Origin of the sequence: Psychrobacter sp. 1Y10 (assembly GCF_052259005.1) — a bacterium.
Classification (GTDB): Bacteria; Pseudomonadota; Gammaproteobacteria; order Pseudomonadales; family Moraxellaceae; genus Psychrobacter; species Psychrobacter saeujeotis.
Genome location: NZ_JBQQES010000001.1, coordinates 631,475 through 655,157 on the forward strand (window position 1 = coordinate 631,475; position 23,683 = coordinate 655,157).

General features: G+C 40.4%; 18 protein-coding genes. 9 read left to right on the plus strand and 9 right to left on the minus strand.

Annotated elements, in window-relative coordinates; genetic code table 11:
* The first annotated feature begins 200 nt into the window (after nucleotides 1-200).
* The 3 genes from ACTXGH_RS02700 (at nucleotide 201) to ACTXGH_RS02710 (ending at nucleotide 3,994) form a co-directional block, all read left to right on the plus strand.
* Nucleotides 201-470: a SlyX family protein gene (locus tag ACTXGH_RS02700; protein WP_439260587.1), complete on the plus strand. Its 270-nt coding sequence runs from the start codon at nucleotides 201-203 to the stop codon at nucleotides 468-470.
* A gap of 239 nt (nucleotides 471-709) precedes the next feature.
* Nucleotides 710-2,083: a hypothetical protein gene (locus tag ACTXGH_RS02705; RefSeq protein WP_439260588.1), complete on the plus strand. Its 1,374-nt coding sequence runs from the start codon at nucleotides 710-712 to the stop codon at nucleotides 2,081-2,083.
* Between the two features lie 402 nt (nucleotides 2,084-2,485).
* The gene (locus ACTXGH_RS02710; RefSeq protein ID WP_439295828.1) at nucleotides 2,486-3,994 is read left to right on the plus strand and encodes an outer membrane protein transport protein; all 1,509 of its coding nucleotides are present in this window, start codon (nucleotides 2,486-2,488) and stop codon (nucleotides 3,992-3,994) included.
* 333 nt (nucleotides 3,995-4,327) lie between these two features.
* Here ACTXGH_RS02710 and putP read toward each other — a convergent pair whose 3' ends face one another.
* A complete protein-coding gene (putP, locus tag ACTXGH_RS02715) occupies nucleotides 4,328-5,827 on the minus strand; it encodes a sodium/proline symporter PutP (RefSeq protein WP_439295827.1) in 1,500 nt (499 codons plus the stop codon).
* Between the two features lie 615 nt (nucleotides 5,828-6,442).
* Nucleotides 6,443-7,315 (minus strand): LysR family transcriptional regulator, encoded by an 873-nt coding sequence (locus tag ACTXGH_RS02720; RefSeq protein WP_299216559.1) that lies wholly within the window; start codon nucleotides 7,313-7,315, stop codon nucleotides 6,443-6,445.
* A gap of 330 nt (nucleotides 7,316-7,645) precedes the next feature.
* Here ACTXGH_RS02720 and leuC point away from each other — a divergent pair, with 330 nt between their 5' ends.
* From leuC to ACTXGH_RS02745, 5 genes are all read left to right on the plus strand, one after another.
* Entirely contained in the window at nucleotides 7,646-9,064 is a 1,419-nt protein-coding gene (leuC, locus tag ACTXGH_RS02725) for a 3-isopropylmalate dehydratase large subunit (protein ID WP_439295826.1), read from the plus strand.
* Between the two features lie 153 nt (nucleotides 9,065-9,217).
* Nucleotides 9,218-9,868, plus strand: coding sequence for a 3-isopropylmalate dehydratase small subunit (leuD, locus tag ACTXGH_RS02730; RefSeq protein WP_439295825.1), 651 nt, complete (start codon nucleotides 9,218-9,220; stop codon nucleotides 9,866-9,868).
* A gap of 134 nt (nucleotides 9,869-10,002) precedes the next feature.
* On the plus strand, nucleotides 10,003-10,728 hold the full coding sequence (locus tag ACTXGH_RS02735; RefSeq protein WP_439260593.1) for a hypothetical protein: 726 nt from the start codon (nucleotides 10,003-10,005) through the stop codon (nucleotides 10,726-10,728).
* Nucleotides 10,729-10,838: 110 nt separating this feature from the next.
* The gene (gene leuB, locus ACTXGH_RS02740; RefSeq protein WP_439260594.1) at nucleotides 10,839-11,942 is read left to right on the plus strand and encodes a 3-isopropylmalate dehydrogenase; all 1,104 of its coding nucleotides are present in this window, start codon (nucleotides 10,839-10,841) and stop codon (nucleotides 11,940-11,942) included.
* A gap of 382 nt (nucleotides 11,943-12,324) precedes the next feature.
* Nucleotides 12,325-13,443 carry a L,D-transpeptidase family protein gene (locus ACTXGH_RS02745; RefSeq protein WP_439260595.1) on the plus strand — a complete coding sequence of 373 codons (1,119 nt, stop codon included), beginning with the start codon at nucleotides 12,325-12,327 and terminating at the stop codon, nucleotides 13,441-13,443.
* Nucleotides 13,444-13,655: 212 nt separating this feature from the next.
* On the opposite strand, the gene infA is transcribed toward ACTXGH_RS02745, so the two are convergent.
* The 7 genes from infA to dinB all read right to left on the minus strand — a co-directional run bounded on the left by infA (nucleotide 13,656) and on the right by dinB (nucleotide 22,331).
* Nucleotides 13,656-13,877: a translation initiation factor IF-1 gene (gene infA, locus ACTXGH_RS02750; protein WP_068036477.1), complete on the minus strand. Its 222-nt coding sequence runs from the start codon at nucleotides 13,875-13,877 to the stop codon at nucleotides 13,656-13,658.
* 119 nt (nucleotides 13,878-13,996) lie between these two features.
* Nucleotides 13,997-14,824 carry a tRNA pseudouridine(38-40) synthase TruA gene (gene truA / locus ACTXGH_RS02755; RefSeq protein WP_439295824.1) on the minus strand — a complete coding sequence of 276 codons (828 nt, stop codon included), beginning with the start codon at nucleotides 14,822-14,824 and terminating at the stop codon, nucleotides 13,997-13,999.
* A gap of 69 nt (nucleotides 14,825-14,893) precedes the next feature.
* Nucleotides 14,894-16,000, minus strand: coding sequence for an asparaginase (locus tag ACTXGH_RS02760; RefSeq protein ID WP_439295823.1), 1,107 nt, complete (start codon nucleotides 15,998-16,000; stop codon nucleotides 14,894-14,896).
* A 150-nt stretch (nucleotides 16,001-16,150) separates the two neighbouring features.
* Complete coding sequence (locus ACTXGH_RS02765; RefSeq protein ID WP_439295821.1) at nucleotides 16,151-17,890, minus strand: FimV/HubP family polar landmark protein; 1,740 nt, start codon at nucleotides 17,888-17,890, stop codon at nucleotides 16,151-16,153.
* Nucleotides 17,891-17,948: 58 nt separating this feature from the next.
* Nucleotides 17,949-19,811, minus strand: a complete 1,863-nt coding sequence (locus ACTXGH_RS02770; protein ID WP_439295820.1) for a type IV pilus assembly protein FimV — start codon at nucleotides 19,809-19,811, stop codon at nucleotides 17,949-17,951.
* A gap of 122 nt (nucleotides 19,812-19,933) precedes the next feature.
* Nucleotides 19,934-21,088 carry a tRNA preQ1(34) S-adenosylmethionine ribosyltransferase-isomerase QueA gene (gene queA / locus ACTXGH_RS02775; protein WP_439260827.1) on the minus strand — a complete coding sequence of 385 codons (1,155 nt, stop codon included), beginning with the start codon at nucleotides 21,086-21,088 and terminating at the stop codon, nucleotides 19,934-19,936.
* A 157-nt stretch (nucleotides 21,089-21,245) separates the two neighbouring features.
* Nucleotides 21,246-22,331: a DNA polymerase IV gene (gene dinB, locus ACTXGH_RS02780; RefSeq protein WP_439295818.1), complete on the minus strand. Its 1,086-nt coding sequence runs from the start codon at nucleotides 22,329-22,331 to the stop codon at nucleotides 21,246-21,248.
* Between the two features lie 541 nt (nucleotides 22,332-22,872).
* On the opposite strand from dinB, the gene ACTXGH_RS02785 reads away from it, so the two are divergent.
* The gene (locus ACTXGH_RS02785; protein WP_299216540.1) at nucleotides 22,873-23,118 is read left to right on the plus strand and encodes a hypothetical protein; all 246 of its coding nucleotides are present in this window, start codon (nucleotides 22,873-22,875) and stop codon (nucleotides 23,116-23,118) included.
* Nucleotides 23,119-23,683: the final 565 nt, after the last annotated feature.

The window sequence follows — 23,683 nt, forward strand, 5'->3', positions numbered from 1 at the left end:
AGGTTTAAAGAATATTGCCAAATTGTTAACAGTATAACATGCTGCTAGATGACTTTAGTGTAAGCAAGGACTTTTTATCACCTCTATTATGATTAAAATTTTAGTAAGATGGTTTTGATTCCTGTGTTAATGCTTTGTTCCCTATAAATGACCTATAATATAAGCTCCATGCTACAAATAATTATGACAATGAGATAAGTATGAAGACAGCATCAAAGAATAATGCAAACCAAAAAGATCATGCAATAGAACTATCTGAACTACAAACACAAATGGTCGATCTACAAATGAGCATGGCGCATCTTGAATTGACTGTAGAGCGACTTGATGAGGTAATTGCTCGTCAAGACCAGCATATTCATACGTTACAGCGTCAGCTCCAACTGGTCTATAAGCAAGTAGAAAGCCAGAGGACTGACGACGGCATTGCACCATTCGATGTAATAGCAGATAGACCACCGCATTACTAGCGCGTATAGCTATAACTAGCTATAACTAGCTATAAAAACAGATCAAGTTCTCTAAACTATTATATTCATCTATATACATAAAAACACTCTTTTATGACTATTTAGTCATAAAAGAGAAATAATATTTTTTTTCAGTTGTTTTAGTGTGCCAAAAACTTTACTATCTTTGACTTCGGATACTGCTTACTTGTCTACATAGGACAAAGTAGTAAAACAATGCGGACGTTTGGAGATAGACAATGCGCGCAATTTTTCATTTAAAAACTCTCACAGTAGCTGTTGCAGCTCTTTCTATCGCTAGCGTTGCTAGCGCTGCTGGTCTTGATCGCTCAGGTCAAGATATTACTGCATTTTTACAAGATGGCACTTATGCAGAAACCGTCTATACCTATATTAATGCTGATGTCACAGGCTATGACAATGCAGTGGTACGCTCTAATGATGAAAGCTATGTACAAGGCAGAAAAATAGATGATATCGCGGAATCCTACGACTTTTTTCGGTATGGTGTAAAAACCGACATCAATGACACCTTTAGTATTGGCGTGTTATACGACGAGCCATTTGGTGCTGCTGCTCTTTACAGTGGTGACAACAACTTTGTTTCAATCGACGATGCCGATACGATTGTTGCAGGTGGATCAGGAGGAGACATTCCGAATGTTGCAACACTCAATGGTGCAATCGCTCAGGCTAAAGGCGCTCTAGCTAATCCAAATATACCAGACGCTGCTAAGCCAGATATAGCAGAAGGGCTGGCTCAACTAGAAATTCTAAAAGGAGCAGCAGATGCAGCAGGTGAGGCGACCAATGTTGAAGTACGTAGCCACAGCCTAACGGGTATATTGGGCATGAAGCTTGGTCAAAACAAAAACTTCCAAGTGTATGGTGGCCCAGTTGCACAGCGCATAGAAGCTAATGTAAAGCTACGTGGTGCTGCTTATGGTCCAGCTTCGGGCTATACTGCGAATATCAACCCTAGCCAAGATTATGGTTGGTTAGCTGGAGCTTCATACAGCAAGCCTGAAATTGCTTTAAAAGCTGCTCTGACTTATCGATCTGAGATTGATCACAAAACCCAGATTGGCGAAAGTTTTGATGTAGGCGTTGGTAATTCAATTGAAATTACCACACCAAAATCAGTCAATTTAGACTTCCAAACAGGTGTTAATCCAACGACACTGGCGACTGCAAAAGTGCGCTGGGTACCTTGGGATGACTTTGCAATTACACCACCAAACTACAATGAAGTTAGTAAAACTCTGACTGGAGATGACAAAGGTTTAGATTTAGTCAGCTATGATGATGAGCAATGGGTTGTTGAGCTTGGATTGGCCAAACGCCTAACACCAGCTCTAGCAGTTAGTGGTACAGTTGGCTGGGATAGCGGAGCAGGTGACCCAGTCACGTCTTTAGGTCCTATCGAAGGCTACTATAGTGCAGGTCTTGGTGCCAAATACAATGTCACCGAAAACTGGGCAGTATCAGCAGGCGGTAAATATTTATGGTTTGGTGATGCAAAAGGTAAGACACCAACCCAAGATATCGTCAGCAACTTTGAAGACAACGACGGTTATGTACTAGGGGTTAAAGTTTCTTACCAAGCGCAATAGTGCTAAGAATTGCACGTCTATCTCGATGCAGCAATAGTCATCTAATACTTATTATTTAATGATAAAAAAGCGATCCAATAAGGGTCGCTTTTTTATTGGTCTTTATAAATTAAACTTATTTATTGAAAGCGTTCTTGACAGTATAAATTTGGTTGACAAGAAGTCGGTATGCATAAGTTATTCGGTTAGAAAAATATTAATAATATTCACTTAAGTGCATAATAATAATTAAGAACTGTCCAGTCATATTTGAGAAATAAAGTACTTTAAGTGTTGTCTTAGTGTGAGAAAGCCATTACTATTCAAATTAGGAGACCGTTTAAATAATAGGTATGGAAGGAGATTGTTCTGACCTACTGATTATAGGAACGGTAAAACAACGAGGACGTTTGGAGATATACAATGCGCACTACCTTTCATTTAAAAACACTTGCGGTAGCGATCGCAACGCTTTCTGTAGCCAGCGTAACAAACGCTGCTGGCCTTGATCGCTCGGGTCAAGATGTCACTGCTTTCTTCCAAGATGGCGTTTATGCCGAATCTGTCTATACTTACATTGATGCTGACGTTAGTGGTAGAGATAGCGCAAATAATGTGCCTAGCAGTAATACTTATGTTGAAGGTGGTGACACTGGTGATATTGCTGAATCTTATGATTTTTTCCGTTATGGCGTAAAAGCAGATATCAATGATACCTTTAGTATCGGTCTTTTATATGATGAGCCATTTGGTGCTGCTGCTGAATATACTGGTGATAGTAATTTCGTTTCAAAAGGCGATATTAATGCTTCTATCACTCAGTTAACTAATGGACGAGTGAATGCTGCGACTATTGGAGATGCTATTCAAGGTTTAACTGAAGATGCTCAAGCCGCTGGTGCAGAAGCGCAACGACTTGGACAGTTAGCTGCAACAGCTACAGATCCACAAGTCGCACAAGATTTTGCACGACAAGCCGAAGAACAAGCAGAAGCAGCACAAGGTTTTGTGGACGATGCTACTAATCTTGGTACTGCAGGTGCAATAGCACAAGCTGAGGCAGGTAATGCAGGTGAAAATACCAATGTAGAGGTTCGTAGCCAAAGCTTAACAGGACTTCTAGGTATGAAGTTCGGTGCTAATAAAGAGTTCCAATTATATGGTGGTCCGGTCGCTCAGCGTATTGAATCTGAAGTAAAACTGCGCGGATTGGCTTATGGTCCAGCGACTGGCTATACTTCAAGCAGTAATCCTGATATGGATTATGGTTGGATCGCAGGTATGTCATATAGCAAACCTGAAATTGCTTTAAAAGCGGCACTGACATATCGTTCTGAGATTGACCATGATATGAATATAGCCGAAACATATCCGCTAGCTGGCGTTCTAGCTGGTGATCCTGCCGCAGCCAATCAAAGCAGTAAGTACGAAATCACGACCCCAGAATCGGTCAATTTTGATTTCCAAACCGGTATCAATCCAACGACTTTAGCCACAGCAAAAGTACGCTGGGTACCTTGGGGTGATTTTAAAATAACACCGCCATTATATAATGAAGTCAGTAAAAACAACGAACTGTATGCAGAAGATGGTTTAAACTTAGTTGATTATGATGACGATCAATGGCAGGTAGAGCTGGGCTTGGCTAAGCGTTTAGCACCTGCGTTAGCAGTAAATGGTACTATTGGTTGGGATAGTGGTGCTGGAGATCCTACGACGTCATTAGGACCTGTCGAAGGCTACTACAGTGTTGGTCTGGGCGCTAAGTATAATGTCACTCCAGAATGGGCCGTATCAGCTGGTGGAAAATACTTATGGTTCGGTGATGCTCAAGGTGCATTGCCAACTGACAAAATCGTTGCTGATTTTGATGACAACGACGGTTATATCGTCGGTGTGAAGCTATCATACCAAGCAAAACAAGATTTTTAATCTAACCATAAAAGACCTAACTTATAAGTTGTACTATATTTTATAAAAAAAGCGATCCATAATGGGTCGCTTTTTTATGGTTATTATCAACGCGTCTTTTTTATTTCGAACTTACTATAAAAATTATAATTATAAAGACCATATCTGTTGCATGCTCTCACAAACCATATAACATCATTAAATCAATTTCATGCTTGTAGTATAGGTCAAGCTACATTTCTTATTCGTTAAAACGGCTTGTATTAAGTAAATAATTACTAATAAGAAACTGACAACAAAAAACCTCGTCAATAGTGACGAGGTTTTTTTATAGCGATAGGACGGTCTATAAGCTTATTTGTTTAAGTTTAGCTCCATCTCTTTATACTTAGCAGATACTGAAGGTCTTGGACCGCCAGTCATCATACTAACTACAAAAATAGCAATGGTACTTAAGATAAAGCCTGGAACAATAGCGTACAACCAGCTATTTAATGCCACACCATTCATCTCGAATGGACCATAGACCCATAAAATAACCGTCAATGCACCAACAACCATACCAGCAACGGCACCGTTACGGTTCATACCGCGCCAAGTAAGACTGAAGATAACCAGTGGTCCAAACGCTGCACCAAATCCTGCCCAAGCATTAGAAACCAAGTTCAATACCGAGCTATCTGGATCAGACGCTAGGAAAATAGCAACTACAGCGACGATAATAACTGAGATACGACCAACCAATACTTGACGGGCTTCTGGTGCATCTTTGTCAAAGAATAATTTATAGACATCTTTTGTTAGTGAGCTTGATACCACCAATAGCTGAGATGAGATAGTACTCATAATAGCAGCTAAAATAGCAGCCAATAAGAAACCTGACACCAATGGATGGAATAAAAACTGCGTAAATACTAAGAAAATAGTCTCGGGGTCATCGAGAGTCATAGCAGTTTTTTGTACATAAGCACGGCCAGCAAAACCAGTCATCAATGAACCAATAAGACTAACGACCATCCAGCTCATACCAATATTACGTGCTGTCGGTACATCTTTAACTGAACGAATAGCCATAAAACGTACAATAATATGGGGTTGACCAAAATAACCAAGCCCCCATGCCATCAAGGAGATGATACCAATAACAGTCATACCACTAGTAACATTTAGCAGATTTGTATCAATATTTCCAACCGCCTGTGTAGTAGCTGAAATGCCACCAAGATCGGTAAAGGCAACGATCGGCACGATGACCATCGCAAATAACATGATGATACCTTGCACAAAGTCAGTCATTGAAACTGCTAAGAAACCACCAAATAAGGTGTAGGCGACAACAACACCAGCCGTTACCCAAAGTCCCATGCTATAAGATAAATTGAGTGAGCTCTCAAAAAGCTTACCACCGCCAACTAAGCTTGCAGCAGTATAAACGGTAAAGAACAAGATGATAACCAATGCTGATATGACACGTAGCATGTGCGACTTGTCTTCAAAGCGATTGGCAAAATAGTCGGGTAGAGTAATTGCATTGTCAGCAACTTCGGTATAAACGCGTAGACGCGGGGCGACGATAATATAGTTCAATAAGGCACCAAGTGTTAAACCAAGTGCAATCCAGACACTGACCACACCGTCGGCATACATATACCCAGGTAGACCTAGTAATAGCCAACCTGACATGTCTGATGCGCCTGCTGATAAGGCTGTGACAGCAGGGCCTAGGTTACGGCCACCGAGCATATAGCCTTCAGTATCGTTTGCTTGTTTAAAGTAGGCGTAAATGCCAATCCCAATCATTACCAAAAAATAGGCGCCAAGTGATATTAGCACGCCACTAGAAATCCCATTCATATAAACTGTCCTTAACCAACATTGTTGGTTTTAATTATATTTAACTATAAAATCTTACGATTAAAAGACGATGTATAAAGACAAAAAAAGCCATTAAGTAGAACAAAATGGCTTTTTGCTTATAGTCAGTACTTACTTATAGTTTTATATGATTGATGCTGTTTTTACCTATAACATCGCGTTATCAACCATTAATTAAATTACCTAATTTAAGTCGTTTTAATCAATCGTTGTGGACAAAATCAATCATTTAAAACTGTCAACTCTGCATCTTATACAAATAGAGTATGCAAAATTTAGGAAAGTTCAACCATAAAGCACCATTCTTAAAGACTATTACTGATAATATCTATGATTAATGAACCGCTTATTACAATAAACGATTAATAAAACAGTATTGTTTGCTATCGTAACTTACTCAAACCATTCAATAGGTGAGTATCAGTGTTATTATGGTAACTATATGTTATGAACATAAACTTGAGCGTATTATAACGTATAGAGATTATAATTGCGAACCACTGCTTTTCATGTGGGTCGCTAACTACCAAATAACATTATTTGGTAGATTTATTTGCTGACTGTATTGGTAGCTATGTTCAGTAGGCCCCATTACTAATCGATAGGAGCAAGCAATTCTAACAGTGCCTCAACGCTACTTGAGCGTGTAAGCTTTGGATTGATAACGACGCCTAGATAGCGCTGTAGCTCAATATTATCGGCCATATTAATACGTTCTAAATCTTGACTGATTAACGTTTGCGGTAATACAGACCATCCAAGTCCTACCGACACTAACATACGAATAGATTCTAGAGGGTTGGTACTCATTGTCGCATAAGGTTTTAAATTGTGTTTGGCGAACTCTGCCAAAGTAATTTGACTAGTAAAAGTATTAGCAGAGGGCAGAATAGCAGGATAATGAGCCAACTGCTCTAAAGTTACATTGGTTTTTGTGGCTAATGGCGACAGCGTACCTGTCATAAAATATAATGGATCTGACCACAATGTATGATAGGTTAGACGCTTATCATAAACAGGTGGTAACGTCAAAAAAGCCAAAGATAAATTGCCATCAAGAACCGCTTTGTGCGCTTCTTCTGAATCCACAAAATGGACTTCGAGCTGTACAGCAGGATAACTTTGGATAAAATCTTTTAGCACTGGTGCAAGATGATGCAAACCAATATGATGACTGGTACCGATGACCAACTTGCCAGAGACCATTTGCTTAGAGTGTTGCAAGTTTATTTTAAAATTTTCATAATCTTCTAACCAGCGTTTGGCATGTGGTAGCATCTCACTTGCTGCTTGAGTCGGTACGATACCTCGACCTACTGTATCAAAAAGGACGATATTGAACTCGTCCTCTAGGTTTTTGATACGTTTACTGACAGCAGGTTGAGTGATAAATAGCTTTTCTGCTGCGCCTGAGATGCTACCTGTTTGCATAACAGTCACAAACGTCGTCAAATTAGTGGTATTCACACCGATGTCCTTAGCTTCAAAATAAGCTATAAATAAAAGTTGGCTTGTCTATTCGTTATATATTAGAAATAAAAGTTTGTGAATAGATAAAAATCATCAATTATTATTATAGAATTAGGCTGCTATAATCACAAGGTATCAAAGTACTTTTTGATGTTTTTATTTTAATCGCTTGATAACTTGTCGATGAACGACGTCCGAATAAAATAACCGTTATCAAAGTAACCTTAAGAAAGAGCAAAGAGCTTTATGCGGCCAAAAACGTTTAGCATGCGCTAGATACAGTGGCATTTCATCATAGACAATTAGCAATTAACAAAGGATAGCAACATGGCCGGTCACACGTTATACGACAAACTTTGGAATGCGCATGAAGTCACACAGCGCGATGATGGTTCGAGCTTAATTTATATCGATCGTCATTTATTGCATGAGGTAACAAGTCCGCAGGCATTTGAAGGATTGGAGCTTGCTAATCGTACCCCATGGCGTTTGTCGGCTAACATTGCTAGTCCTGATCATAACGTACCTACAGTGGTCAAAGAGCGACTTGAAGGGGTCTCTGGTATCAAAGACAAGGTATCGCGTTTGCAGGTCGTAACGTTAGATGATAACTGCGCTAAATTCGATATTGCTGAATTCACCATTAACGATACTCGTCAGGGTATTTTGCACGTGGTTGGTCCTGAACAAGGCTTGGTACTTCCAGGCATGACGGTAGTGTGTGGTGATTCGCATACTGCAACCCATGGTGCGCTTAGTTGTCTTGCTCATGGCATCGGTACCTCTGAGGTAGAGCATGTGCTTGCAACCCAGTGTTTAATTACCAAAAAAATGAAAAACATGCAAATCCGCGTGAATGGTGAACTTGGTGCTGGCGTGACCTCAAAAGATGTGGTACTTGCCATTATTGCCAAGATCGGGACTGCTGGTGGCAACGGTCATGCCATTGAGTTTGCAGGCAAAGTATTTGAAGATATGAGTATGGAGGGGCGCATGACTGTCTGCAATATGGCAATTGAGGCAGGCGCACGCGTGGGTATGGTAGCTGTAGATGACACAACGATTGATTATGTTAAAGGTCGTCCTTATGCGCCAACTGATGAGCAGTGGGAGCAAGCAGAGGCTTACTGGCGTACATTGTTTTCGGACGATGATGCCAAGTTTGATACGATTATAGAGATTGATGGTAGTCAGATTGCCCCGCAAGTGTCTTGGGGCACATCGCCTGAGATGGTCGTTGATATTACTCAGTCGGTACCCACACCTGATCAGGCTGCTGATGAGACGCAGCAAGAGGGTTGGTTACGTGCTTATACCTATATGGGGTTGCAGGCAGGTCAGCCGATTACTGATATCCAACTTGATCGGGTCTTCATAGGCTCTTGTACCAACTCACGTATAGAGGATTTGCGGGACGCAGCAGCAGTGATTAAGGGTCGTAAAATTGCAGATACGATCAAAGAAGCCATCGTAGTAGCAGGCTCTGGACAAGTAAAACGACAAGCCGAAGCCGAAGGGTTAAACACGCTATTTACTGATGCAGGTTTTGAGTGGCGAGAGCCAGGTTGTTCAATGTGCCTTGCGATGAATGCAGACAAGCTTGAACCAGAAGAGCACTGTGCTTCGACGTCTAACCGTAACTTTGAAGGTCGTCAAGGTACTGGCGGACGTACGCATTTGGTCAGTCCTGCGATGGCCGCCGCCGCTGCATTGGCTGGTCACTTTGTGGATGTACGTACTTTTTAGTTGATAGACAATTGCGTTGTTTAAGCTGCGCATCCGTCACAACGCGTCTGATACTGATTGTATAAAACTATTTATTTATGTCGATAATACATCATGGGTTGATTTTGCCAATCAGTATCTACCAACACTACTGAGAATACGATAGGAACTATTATGCAAGCTTATAATACTCAAACGGGTATCGTCTGTCCGCTAGATCGCGCAAACGTCGATACCGATCAAATTATCCCTAAACAGTTTTTGAAGTCTATTAAGCGTACTGGTTTTGGCGTCAACTTATTCGATGACTGGCGTTATTTAGATGAAGGCTACCCAGGTCAGGACAACAGCACGCGTCCAATAAATCCAGAGTTTGTACTAAATCAGCCACGCTATCAAGATGCCGTTATTTTACTTGCCCGCAAGAATTTTGGCTGTGGCTCTAGCCGTGAGCATGCGCCTTGGGCGTTGTCTGAGTATGGTTTTCGTACGGTCATTGCCCCAAGTTTTGCTGATATTTTTTATAATAATTGCTTTAAAAATGGCATGCTTCCCATTATTTTGGAGGAAGCAATTGTCGATAAGTTAATGAAAGAAACTTTGAAAAATGAAGGTTATGAGTTAAGCGTAGATTTAGAGAGACAAGTCGTTATTGATCCAACTGGACAAGAATACTGTTTTGAAGTTGACGATTTTCGTAAGCATTGTCTATTAAATGGACTAGATGATATTGGGCTTACTCTACAGCAAAGTGATGCGATTAATGCGTACGAACAGCAAATGCAACAAAAGACGCCGTGGATATTCAATCAAGTCAAAGCATAAAGTTAAGTTTTTAATGTTATATAAATTGATGTTTAATAAAAATGAATTGGTCAATAATACAACGTTGAGTTATCGTAACAAAATGACTAGAATGAAAGGTAATTTGTTATCACTATGAAATAGTAGTCATCATTATGAATAAAAAACGTATTGCTATATTTACCAGTCTTTCTATCGCAACAAGCTTGCTATTGTCGGGTTGTCAGCTACTAACAGGCTATCAGAAAATAGATGATGCAGAAAGCGCTGACAAGTGGGCAGGGAAAATCAAACCGATTGCTGGAGAAGTAAACATCGCTTGTGCGGGTACTTATCATTGTGAAATTATGCAAATCGACCAAACTGCGGTTATCGCGCCAGATACACATCAACCAGTAGATCATAAGCTGTTAAGTGTGTTTGATACGGATGATAAAGTTGTTAAGCGTACACAAAATGTGCTATTTACACCATTAAAGAATCAGCACTCTGTCAAGGTTGTACCGTTATCAGCTTCTGGTATGGCTGGGATGATAAACTATTATGCGCGAGTTAAGCCTGCAAAACGTGAAGTGCATATAAATTTTTATCCTGAAAATAATATGGGTTATATTGAGCGTTTTGCTATGATCCATGAGTTTATAGAGCCAGACACTTATCTACTCCGTGCTTACCGTAAAGAATCTAGCCAAGATACGGGCAGTTTATTAGACACAGCCTCGCCCAATCCTTTATGTATTGATCTTATTCAAAACGATAGTATCAAGCGTCAGTTTTGTAAACAGATGAATAACGAAAGTCAGGGTGAGTTTGTAGAAACGAACGTGACAAACCAAATAAAGCAATCAGCACAAGCAACACAGTCAAAAGCTAAGGTGTAATATTGTATCTTTCGACCCATTAATTTGATGTCATATATCATGGACATAGATCGGTTAAAGCAACATTAGACGCTTGTCTCTTCTTTTTTTATCTATCAACAAGGATTAGTATGGCAACGATTTTAACATTAGCTGGTGACGGCATTGGTCCTGAAATTATGACCCAAGCCATCGATGTACTACAAGCCGTCAACAAAAAGTTTAAATTAAACTTGACTCTTGAGTCTGGGTTGATTGGTGGAACAGCTATTGATGCAACTGGTGAACCCTTGCCAGAAGAAACACTTAGCCAAGCACGTGCAGCGGACGCCGTATTGTTAGGTGCAGTTGGTGGGCCCAAATGGGACACCATCGAACGCAGTAAACGTCCTGAGCGTGGTCTGCTAAAAATCCGTAGTGAGCTTGGTTTATTTGCCAACTTACGTGTTGCTAAGCTTTATCCGCAATTGGCGAATGCCTCTAGTATTAAGGCTGAAATTATCTCAGGCCTAGACTTATTAATCGTTCGTGAGCTAACGGGTGGTATCTATTTTGGTGAACCGCGCGGCATTCGTACTTTGGATAATGGTGAACAGCAAGGCTATAACACCATGGTCTATAAAACCAGCGAGATTGAGCGTATCGGTAAGGTGGCTTTTGATTTGGCGCAAGTTCGTGCTAAAGCAAGTGATAAACCTGCAAAAATCTGTTCGGTAGACAAAGCAAACGTTTTAGAAGTCACTGAGCTTTGGAAAGAAACCATGACTAAAATGCAAGAATCTCAGTATTCTGACGTTGCACTTAGTCATATGTATGCAGATAATGCTTGTATGCAGCTGATTCGTGATCCAAAGCAGTTCGATGTTATGGTAACGGGCAACATGTTTGGCGATATTTTATCTGATGAAGCGGCTATGCTAACAGGCTCTATTGGCATGTTGCCGTCCGCCAGTCTTGATGAAAAGGGTAAAGGGATGTACGAGCCTTGCCATGGTTCTGCACCCGATATCGCTGGACAAGATAAAGCCAATCCATTAGCCACCATACTCTCTGTCGCTATGATGCTACGCTATACTTTTAAGCAAGAACAAGCTGCCCAAGCGATTGAACAGGCAGTGAGTGATGTTCTTGATGACGGCTTACGTACAGTTGATATCTTAGACAGTAGTGAAGCTGATTTACGACAAGTAGGGTGTCAAGAGATGGGTCAGGCAGTATTGGCAAAGCTTGTATAAATAAATCTATACGAATATAATAATAGACATTAGTATTTGTTTTACAAAAAGTCTTAAAGATAGTTTGCCCGTAAATTGCTCAGCAGTTTGCGGGTTTTTTATGATTAATAATACTTAGATCATAGCGGTTAAATCTATAATCTGTACTGTAGGCGCTTTTTTAACACAGAGACTATAAGACTAGATGTTTGTTAACATAAATCTGTTACATTATATAATGCTATTGTGACATGATTATATCTGCTCAAAGAGTGTATACAACTAGTATCTTATAGAGCTATCCATAGAAATAGGTCGATTATCATCTTGCTTGGTTTTATCAAAAGCGAAAAACAAAACAATAATTTTGATCTGTCTATAATAAAAAATTGAGGAATAAAATATGTATAAACCAAAAAGTAAAAGCATGGGGGTGTTAGGACTAATTGTAGCACTATTAATGAACCCAAGTTTTGCTGCTAACACCAATACCAATACCAATGCTAATGCTAGTAACAAATTTTCTAGCACTGATGTTAGTCCGGTGACTAATGGAGTCAGTCAAAAGCTTGCTGGAGATAGTGACACGGTAACTTCATTGAACAAGCTATTGCCTACTATTAAGTATGCGACAGATAACTTACCAAAGTTTGCTCAAAAGGTGAATAACGATAGTTGGCAGAAAGGGGTAGAGGTAAATCGTAGCATGAGTACCAAGCTTCAAGCTTTACTGAACTGGAACCAAAGTAGTGTCGGGCCTATAGATGGTTATTGGGGTAAAAACTCTCGAAAGGCCATGCAAGCGTTCCAAAAAGCTCGTGGTTTGAAGGTGACAGATCATCTCAATGATGAGACATGGCAAGCCTTAACTAACAATAAAAAGCTTATGTCCCAACCTGTATTGGTTAGCTATAAGCTAAATGATGCCGATGTGAATGTGAAAACTACTAGCATTCCTACTGGTGCAGAAGCGAAAGCCAAGCTTGAAGGTATGTACTATGAAAGCATCAGTGAAGCGTTAGCAGAAAAATTTCATATGAGTGAGAAGTATCTTAAGACTCTTAACCCGAATGCTAAGTTTGAGCCTGGAGAGACCATCACTGTTTATAACCCTGGTAATCCAAACACAAAACCGATAAGTCGAGTAGTCGCTGATAAAGCGACTGAAACTCTATATGCTTATGATGAGAAAGACAACTTAGTTGCAAGTTATCCAACGACTGTCGGTAGCACGGAAACACCCTCACCATCAGGGACGCATAAAGTTGAAGTCAAAGTACATGAACCTAACTACACTTATACTGGCGAGGATGGCAATCAGGCGATTATTCCGCCAGGGCCGAATAATCCAGTAGGAATAGTATGGATAGGGCTAAGTAAGCCTACTTATGGCATTCATGGTTCACCAGACCCGGCCCGCATCAGCAGACAAGCATCATCAGGATGCATAAGGTTGACCAACTGGGACGCTTTAGCACTACTAGGTACGATCAAAGATGACGCAACAGTAGAATTCAAGTAGTTTCCAAACCTCAAATACAAAAATACCGCTCAAAATTGGCGGTATTTTTTTGGCAAAATTAAGTACGATTGATTATAAAAGATAGCAAGAAACAGGCTACCATTTTTTATTATTATCGTAAAAATCGTTTAGTGTTACATAATAACAAGATAATCTACTCAACGACTTAAGAGTAAATAGCTGATATCTTAAAGATAAAACACTATAAGAGATTAGTTTTTGCCACGGTAGGTAATGCGACCTTTAGTCAAATCATAAGGCGTCATTTCTACTTTAACCTTGTCGCCCGTTAAAATACGGATATAGTGCTTACGCATCTTTCCTGAGATATGAGCAATAATCTCGTGTCCGTTTTCTAAACGAACTTTAAACAATGTATTTGGAAGGGTATCAATAACTTCACCTTCAAATTCAATAATATCGTCTTTAGCCATAGTTGGTATCTATCAATGAAAAATAAACCGATATTATACGTAAGTTTCAATATTAAAGCAACAAATCATTGTTTTTGCTTGACAGTGAGCAAGTGTTATGTATATCAGTCGGTAATATTTTATTCAGGTAAGTTGAGCCACAGGGGAGTAAGTGGTGACATGGGTAACAGCTGCTGATAATGCTCAGGATAGTAAGCGTTGATAAAGTATAGTCCGTCACCAGAAGCAGTGGGCGGCGCAATGGTACGGTCTTTTTTTGCCAAAATAGTTAAGAAGTCTGAAGGTTGTAGCTCATGCCTTCCAACTGCATGTAGTGTACCCATCAAGTTACGTACCATATGATGCAAAAAACCATCGGCTTGTATGTCAAAGACAACAAACGCGCCATGCGTAAAAAGCTTTGCGTGACTAACAGTACGTATAGGCTGGTTAGATTGACAAGCTGCTGCACGGTAACTGCTAAAATCATGAGTCCCAGCAATATCAGCTGCCACAAGTTGCATCGCTGCTACATCTAAAGGTTCGTGAATATGAGTCACTTGACGGTTGAGTATGGCAGGACGCGCAGCCTGATTGAGCGTGATGTAACGATAACGACGTGCTATAGCGCCAAAACGAGCATGAAAGTCTGTTGGCATAGGTTGCACCCAGCGTAGGGCAATATCGTCAGGTAATAGACTATTGATACCACGTAGCCAATTATGGGTCGGACGGTAGGCGCAAGTGACAAAATGCGCAATCATATTACCAGCGTGGACTCCGGCATCGGTGCGACCCGCTGCGATAACTTCAACAGTTTCGTTGGCGACAGTACTGATGGCTTTTTCTAGTACCTCTTGTACTCCTGTCACCTCTTTTTGACGTTGCCAGCCTCGATAATTGGTGCCCAAAAACTCGATAGCGAGCGCCAAGTTATAAGTAGGGATGTCTTGTTTCTCAGATTCCATTAATCTTTTAACTTCCATAATAATCGTAGCGTTTGAAGTAAGTGCTTGTTTGTTGCTTGGCGCTCACGGTTAGCGGTTTTTGTTCAAAGTCGTTCCTGACTGGTTGACAGTATATGTCCAACGTTGTCGTCTGCGTACAGGTGTATCATAACGTAGCAATAACCATAATAACCGCGCATAGATAGCAGGGATAGTTAAGCGTCCACCAGCGATGACATGGTAGTCATATTGCCAACTGCCCGCTGCATAACTATCGCTGACTCCGCCAAATGGGCATTGGCTAGCGCATACCACCATATGACCCTGCTCATATGCACGTTTTAATGCGGTGGCTAAACTCTCAGAGTAGGGAACGTTGCCTGCACCAAAACCCAATAAAATGATACCGCAGGGTGGCTCAGTCAACAGTGCCTCTAGTTGTTTGCCCAAGATATCAGGTGCATTGGGCAGACAGTATAGCGCATGTACGCTCGCCCGTTTGGCACGCGCTTGGATGCTGTCACCAACAGCCATTTGGTCATCAAGCCAGTGTTGACGACGAGTGTCTGGCAGCTGCTTTATATAACTGTTGTTTGGATAGCCAGCACGAGTATGACCAGTAAAAGCCATAAAGTCATGACTATGAATCTTTTGTACTGTTTGTGCAGGCCATGACTCGCCGCCAAAGCTAATTTTGACGCCGGATTCTCCAGCAGCAGCCAGACGTAGGGACTCACTAAGATTGTTCCATGCATCGCTATTTGCATCAACAGTATATGTCTGTAACACGTCGCTGTCTAACAGTGGACGCATACTACCTGTAACGATCAAGCACATATCAGTGCCTGCAAAAGCCTCTGCCAAAAATGCGCCAAGATAACTTAAAGTATCTGTGCCTGTAATAAGTATAAATTGACGTCCTCCTGTCGCATAGGCATCTAGTAGGAGCCTGTAAAAGTGCATAAAATCGTTTGAAGTTAGCTGGCTACTATCTTTAATTAGTGTGTTATCTAACCACGAGAACTCTGGTAGATAGTTTGTTTGACTGTAATTGGTGAGCAGCGTCTGTAAAGCTGGCAAGAAAATGTCGGCATCTAAAGGCGCCAATGGACGTCCATAACTACCAAAGGTACCACCAGCATAAATGAGCTGAATAGAGTTGGACGATAGATTTGTCGAGGTCGGGGGTAATGACATGGGTTTACCGTACTAGAAGTGAGTGAAAAAAATAAAATAGGGTTAATATAAATGATAAACCGTCAAATAGAAACAAGCATCTTATTTTCATAAGATGCTTGTTGATAAATAATCTTTGTTCAAAATACTGTAGAGCACTCTACCTTTATATTAAGCAGTACGCGCTAGCATCTCTTTTGCTTGACTTTGTTGTTCGCTATCACCTTGAGTGACGACTTCATTGAGTAGGCGTTTAGCACTATCGTATTCACCCAGTTGTAAATACTGACCTGCTAAATCTAACGTCACCTGATTGCTGTCCAAGGTCTGAACAAAATCGAAATCTGCTGCAAACTGTGCGGCAAAATCACTATCGGACGCTGCAACTGTCGTATCGTTTTGAATATCTGCATGGTAGTCCTCGGTGAAGCTGATATCAGCTTCATTCTCTACTGGTGTATCGGCAGTAGGTGAAGTTGCAACTTCATCAAAATCAAATTCTTCATCTATTGATAAAGTCTCTTCAATACTCTCATCAGTACTGTCGTCAATTACTTCCTGAGTCGCTGCTAATTCTAGTTGTGTAGCCTCGCTTACAGCTGGCTCGTCGCTACTGTCAGTTGTCTCAAGTGCAGCAAAACTGTCTACAACGTCGTTTCCTGACACCTGCTCATTTTCATTAAGGTTTTCTTGAGTGTCTAATGAGCTTGTAACAAGGGCGTTATCTTCAACTACTAAGCTATCTTCAACTGCCAAGTCGTCTGTAACAGACAAGCTATCTTCATCTTCTAGCAGTAACGCAAAATCGTCGTTAGTAGGCTGAATATTGTCTTCTTGATTAGTAGTATCTGTCTCTTTACTAGTATCTGCCTCTTCAACCAAGTCATCAAAGTCTAAAACAAATTCGTCATCCGAGCTGACATCTTGTGACTGGCTGTCTTGCGCTTGAACATCATCAAAATCTAGCTCCGACGAGTTGCTATCATCTGTCATCAAATCGAAATCAAGCATAAAGTCATCATCGACGTTTACGTTGTTTACGTGTTGATCCTTATTAACGTCATCTACAGTAACAGGCCGAGCACTTGTTTCATCAGCACTTGTCACTTCGGTTATATCAAAATCACTGATGTCATCGCCATCTGCTGTAGTTTCTAGCTGAGTAGTTTCTAAATGACTAGTTTCTAGGCTGCTGGCATTTAGATTGTTAGTTCCTGCGTTTGTGCTTTCCAAATCAGCTAACGTCAGGTCAAAATTTTCATCAGAATCATTGTTAGCGCTAGGGATGCTTTGTTGTGATGATACAGAGTCACTAAATGCTTCAGAACTATCTAAATTGTCGTTGTCTGTATCAGATTTAACATCCGTAACAGTCTGTGAGGTGGATAAGTCAAAATCTATACCTTCAAACGCAGCTTCATTGTCAGATTCAGGTTTTATCGGTTGGTTTTGCGTTTGTTCTTGGTCTAATAGAGCTTTGAGTTTATCAGCATTGTCTATAGCAGTTGCATTACCGGACAATTTGATCGCGTTATAAGTTTTATTAAAATCTTCACGCTGATCGGTTGTTGCATAGATATTTAATAGCTTAAGTAATAACTCAGAATCTTGAGGTTTTTCAGTTAAGCCTCGTTCAATGGTTTCAATGGCTTTATCATAACGCTGCTGATCTATAAAGCGTTGAGCCACGGTTAATGGATCAAATTTGGTCGCGTTTTGCTGAACAGGGACTTGTTTTGAGTCTACAGACGCCGTCTTTGGCTTTAATGTGGATGCATGAGCATCTACACTTTGATTGGTCTTATCCAAGTGTTGTGTGGTTGGTTGTTTGGCCTTGTTTTTGCGTAGCACGAGTACCGCTACCAGTAAAATTGCTACCAGACCCACAATGATATACAGCATATTATCCATAAATACTCCTAAGCCTACGAGCCTTGTTTACAGCAATTTATGCTGAGCAGCGAGGCAATTATTGATTGCGTAATTTTTTGAGACGAGCTTCAAGCTCAGCCAGTTTTTGGTTTTGTAGTTGTAATTTTTTGGCATAGCTACCAAGAATACTGTTGGTTGCTGCTACCCGCTTAGCCTGCTCAGCGGTCCGTTGACGCGCCGATTTTAGCGTGGCTAAAATATCTGTGCTTAATCCATTACCAGTTGCCGCGCCAGCTTTAGTTTGAGTGCCATCAGCGCTACCATCACGACCAGGCGCAACAACAGAAAAACGTGCTTTTGGCAAGGTTTTAGGAGCGACTTCTGAAGGCTTATTTGACTGTTTAGATGTTGTTTTTGTTTTAGAGGACATGTCTGTAGATGCTGTTAACTCCTTGTCGCTAGTCGAGTCTGCAGCAGTTGTCTTTTTTCTCTCTACGCTCTTTTTTTTAGCCCGGCTGACCTGTATGTAATGTTGTCTTTGAGCTGCAATAGCAGTCTGCAGACTTTCTTGTGAAGGTACGATGTCATAACTGGGTAAGCTCAGCTCAGCGTTGGCTTTTAGCAAGTCAGCATCCTTTGCAATAAAAGCATCAGGATTTTGCGATTTTATTTGTTTCATAACCGTCGATACGTCAACATTATTTTGCTGTGCAATCTGCTGAGAGATAAGCCAAAGATTATCATTACGTTGTACGGTATAGCTTGTCATGGCTGTACTTTTACTGTCTGACATAGAGTCTGTGGCCGCTATATCAGTACCGGTATTTGAGGAAACGGTAGCAGAGGGCAATGGTGCGTTGGATGAAGTGCTTGTCGCCTTAATATCATTTGTAAAAGGGGTTGGCCGATTTGGACTATTTTTGAGATCTGTTTTTAGCTGTATTTGACGAGTTACTTGAATATTTAAGATATCGGCTTGTTTGTTGGTATTAACAGCAGTTTCGATAGGGCTAAACGCAGTATTCTTCACGGGCATACTGTTGTTTAGAGCTTTGTTTTTTTGCGTATTATCTTTAGCAGCCAAGCTGGTATTAGAGGCAGCCGAATTCTCTAATGCTAAGACGCTTTTTGGGTCACTGGTATTTACCGGATCTGTTTTACTGGTTTGTTTAGTGTTAGTATTATTCGTCGTTGAATTAACATTGCTCAAACCTTTGTTGTTTAGGTCGTCAGCAGACAAACCGGTTGTCTCTCTTATCTTTAATGAGCTTATCTGTGATACACGTGAAGTCTGAGATACTGACAAAGGGGTGGTTTCAGCTGGACTTGTCACTGCTGGTGCATTGACATTAGGTGTTTTACGCAAGACAGTTTTTGGTAATGTCTGCATTGATGCTGGCGTTTGGGTATCTGGTACCATAATCAATGGTGGCGGCGCACCACGTCTGACCGTTAGGGGTTTAGCGTTAGAGTTTGACACTACCGGCAAGTTTGGTTTTGGCGCACCTGATACCACTCGTTTGGACTGTTTAATTGGTACGTTATTATTACCAAGAGGCATCAGTAGAGTCTTAGGAATGACATTGCGTTGGCCATTATCATTTATTGCTAGTACGACATCTGCAAATGGCATTGTTACAGGCTGTGATGTCTGGATAAGTAATTGACCTGCGGTGGCAGAAATCGGTACAAACCGTACAGCCATAGATGCTGTAGGGGTCAGCCCCATTTGCTGATAAATCACAGGACTTGCAATACTAGCGGCAAAATCTTTAGCATCGATGTCGGTGACCGTAATACTGGCAGTCAAAGGTTCATGCTGAGCAGAGGTAATGGTTGTTTTACCCATAGTGGCTGCTTGAGCAACAGGTAACCACGCAATAGAGCTCACAGAACAAAGGAGTGCTACTGACACCGCGTGATGAATATTAGTCAATCGATGAGGTAAATGCCAAGACATGCGCAGCCCTTTTTATTATGACTTATTGAGAAATGACTTACGAAAATAGCCAAATACAATTATGTTTATCGCAATGTATTAGGTACTCGTATCGCTTTAATTAAATAATATTTAACACCCTGCTAATGTACTTTTTTATCCAATAACATCGCATCCCCATAACTAAAAAAGCGATATCGATGGCTAATTGCATGTTGGTAAGCTTGTTCAATAGCTGCTTTACCTGAAAATGCGGATACAAGCATTAATAAGGTAGACTTGGGTAAATGAAAATTGGTTAGTAGACGATCAATCACGCCAAACTCAAAACCAGGATAAATAAATATATCGGTATCGCCTGACCATGCAGCAATAATTTGTCCATCGTTTGCCGTTTTTTGATAAGCCGTCTCAAGAACACGTGCAACAGTCGTGCCAACAGCTATGACTTTTTTACCTTTTGCATGGGTTTGATTGATTAGGTCTGCGGTTGTTTGCGGTAAATGGGCATATTCACTATGCATAGTATGATTGAGCAGGTTTTCTGTCTTGACAGGCGCAAATGTACCTGCACCAACGTGTAGAGTGACAAACGCGGTATTAACCCCTTTGTTAGTCAAAGCTAAGAGAGTGGTTTCATCAAAATGTAAGCTCGCTGTGGGCGCGGCAACGCTGGCCAGTTTGGCAGGATCATGAAACACCGTTTGATAGCGAGTATTGTCAGTTGCATCAGCATGACGCTCAAAGTAAGGCGGGATTGGCAGCTCACCGTAGATTTCTAAATCAGGAAGAATAGGCGCATCGAAAGCTAACACAAATAAGTTATCCTGACGACCGATCATCTCACAGCTCATATTGTCATCAGCTAACCATAAGCGTTGTCCAATTTTTGGCGCTTTACTGGATTTTACATGACACAGTGCAATATTTTGGCGTGTGGCTAATGATTCATGATTGATATTTATATCTTCTAGTTCCGCGCGCTCTATCAAACGTTCAATCAATACTTCAACGCGCCCTCCAGTATCTTTTTTACCAAATAGTCGCGCTTTCATTACTTTAGTATCGTTAAAGACAATAAGATCGCCCGCGTCAAGCAACGACGGTAATGCGGTAAATAAATGGTCTTGAGGCAGACTTGTTTGTTCTGATTGATCTATAGTGGGTACATAAAGCAACTTAGAATCCGAGCGCTTAGCTAACGGATAGCGAGCAATTAGCTCGTCTGGTAATTCATAATCGTAATCGGCTACGCTCAGATAAGTCAGTGGGCTATCATCATGTTGAGTATCATTCATATCGGTATCGTTATCTACATTAGGAGTGGTGGTTTTGATGTTTAAGTTGGTCATAATGAGTCATACAGGTAGGTAAAATTTTGGCATTAGTTTAGCAGAAACGGGATAATAGCGGAAAAGTTCCAAATATAGTCAGATCAGTATAAAAAAGACACGATTAATCGAATAAGGTAAGTTGTGGTAGGGGCTGTACTGCAGAAGCTAAAGACGAGTAGGTGACTCCTACGAGTCTAATAGGTAGGGCGCGCGGTATGTCTAAAAATAGCTTATCTAACCAGTAATGCGCAGATTCTGCGCTAATAAAAGCCGTGGATAAAGTATGTGAGCGCGTTATTTGTGTGAAGTCAGCGTATTTTACTTTGAGGGTAATGGTATAAGCAATAAGCTGCTTATTGTTCATCTGTTTAAACGCATCAGCGTTCTGCTCATGTATCTGTAACCGTAATTGTTCGCAATCGTTCAGGTTGTCTTTAAAGGTAGTCTCTGAACCGACTGATTTGTGCTGACGTTCAGATTTTACTAATCGCTCATCACGTCCATGAGCAATATCATGATAAAACTGTCCTCGTTTACCAAACTCGTTAACTAATGCGGCAGCGGGCACCTGACGAAGATCAGCACCAGTAGACACTCCCATAGCATGTAAGCGTCTGGCCGTTGCTTTACCAATTCCATGAAAACGCTCTATAGGTAGCGTACTAATGAATGCTTCTGCATCATCAGGGGTGATAATCGCTGTACCATTAGGTTTATTCATATCAGAAGCAATCTTTGCTAGCATTTTATTAAACGAAACACCTGCCGATGCCGTTAGTCCTGTTTGCTCTAATATTTGTACTCGTAACCAGTTAGCCATTAGGGTAGCTGAGCCTTTATGTACTTGAAGGCCTGTAACGTCAAGATAAGCTTCGTCCAAAGATAGTGGCTCAACATGCGGTGTCAGACTATGCATAATAGAGCGAATTTGGCTACTGACTGCTCTATAGACATCAAATCTTGGTCGTACAAATATCACCTCTGGGCACCGCTTGCGGGCTTCATAAGAGGACATCGCAGAGCGTACGCCAAATTTACGCACCTCATAACTGGCAGCAGCGACCACACCGCGACCACTTGGATCTCCACCCACGACTAAAGGCTTGCCACGGTATTGGGGAAAATCTCGTTGTTCAACACTAGCATAAAAAGCATCCATGTCGAGGTGAATAATCTTACGAGAGGTAGGGGTGATAGAAGCTGTCATAGATTCTATTTTACCTGAAAGTATGGAGTTTTTGAGTAGTAGTTGTTGAATATAAGATGTAATCGGAGGGGTTTAAAGCTAGATATTAACCAGCTGCACTACATTAATCTTAGAATCAACCGTTTGTGTAGCAGACTAATAGACACATTTTTGAATATATGACCATTCATTAGCCTTAGTAAGCTTTATTTAACAGCAGTACTACTATTTATTCGATTGATTTTACCATTTAAGAATACATTTGTACCACTTATGACAATGAAAAAATAAGTAGTAGCTGTTAGTGCACTTAGTTTGTTAAGTTAAGTCAAGATTGTTCAAAGTCATATCTTTAACTAAACAATCTAAAACTGGATTATTTAATTTTACTAATTAATTCATGGCAAAAATCCAATTAATATAAAAATATTATCATTCGAAAAATGATAGTGATACAGGTATTTGACTTCATTTTGAATAATAAAAGATAAAGGCTTTATATTACTATAATGTAATAAATCTTTTAAACTTTCAAAAAAAACTAATGACTAAGGAGTTTAAAATGAACAATCAATTAAAAGGTAGTGATCTAACTCGAGCAATGTTAAAAAACGGTGACCATAACATATGGTGTGCAGTAGACGACGAAAGTGATGAGCGGGCTATTACAGATCATAAGAATAATGACTTTACCGCTCGTATTGTATCTTTTGTAGATGGTAAATTCATCTGCACAAGTGGGGCACCATGGACCTATGCTGTCCCCATTAAGATAGTGGCAATTACGCAAGAAGATGCAGGGTTATAAATATTTAGTAGCCATTGAGCTAAGGAGATATAACTGAGATGATTATTAAGGGTATGAGTTGGTACTGATGATTTCTTTGCTTTAATTAAGAAATAGATGAGGTTATTTAGTAAATAGAATAAATGCCTCCATATTTATAGTTTCTATTATCAACTTATTTCCGTAACCAGTAATATTTATATATCATCGTATAATTGAAGTTGTTTGCGTAAAATATTTTCTAATCAACCTGTTTTTACAGGTATTTTTATTTAGCGAAAATAAATATACTATCTTTCATATACGAAAATTTAGAGATAGCATTATTCTGAACATGTTTTTTGGATTACTAGGAAGTAATAACAGAGTTAGACTAGAATTTGTGGGGAGGATTCCTAATATATTATTATAAAATAACTTTCTCATAATTCTAGCAGCTACTGGTGTAAATATTTTAAAAAAAGGGGCGAGCGACAATTAATGTGCGCTGCCCCTTTCTTCTTTAACTATCTCTCTTTTTAGACAAACTATCTTTGCTTATACTAATTTTTCATATTAATCATTCAATATAGAAAATTGTTACTTC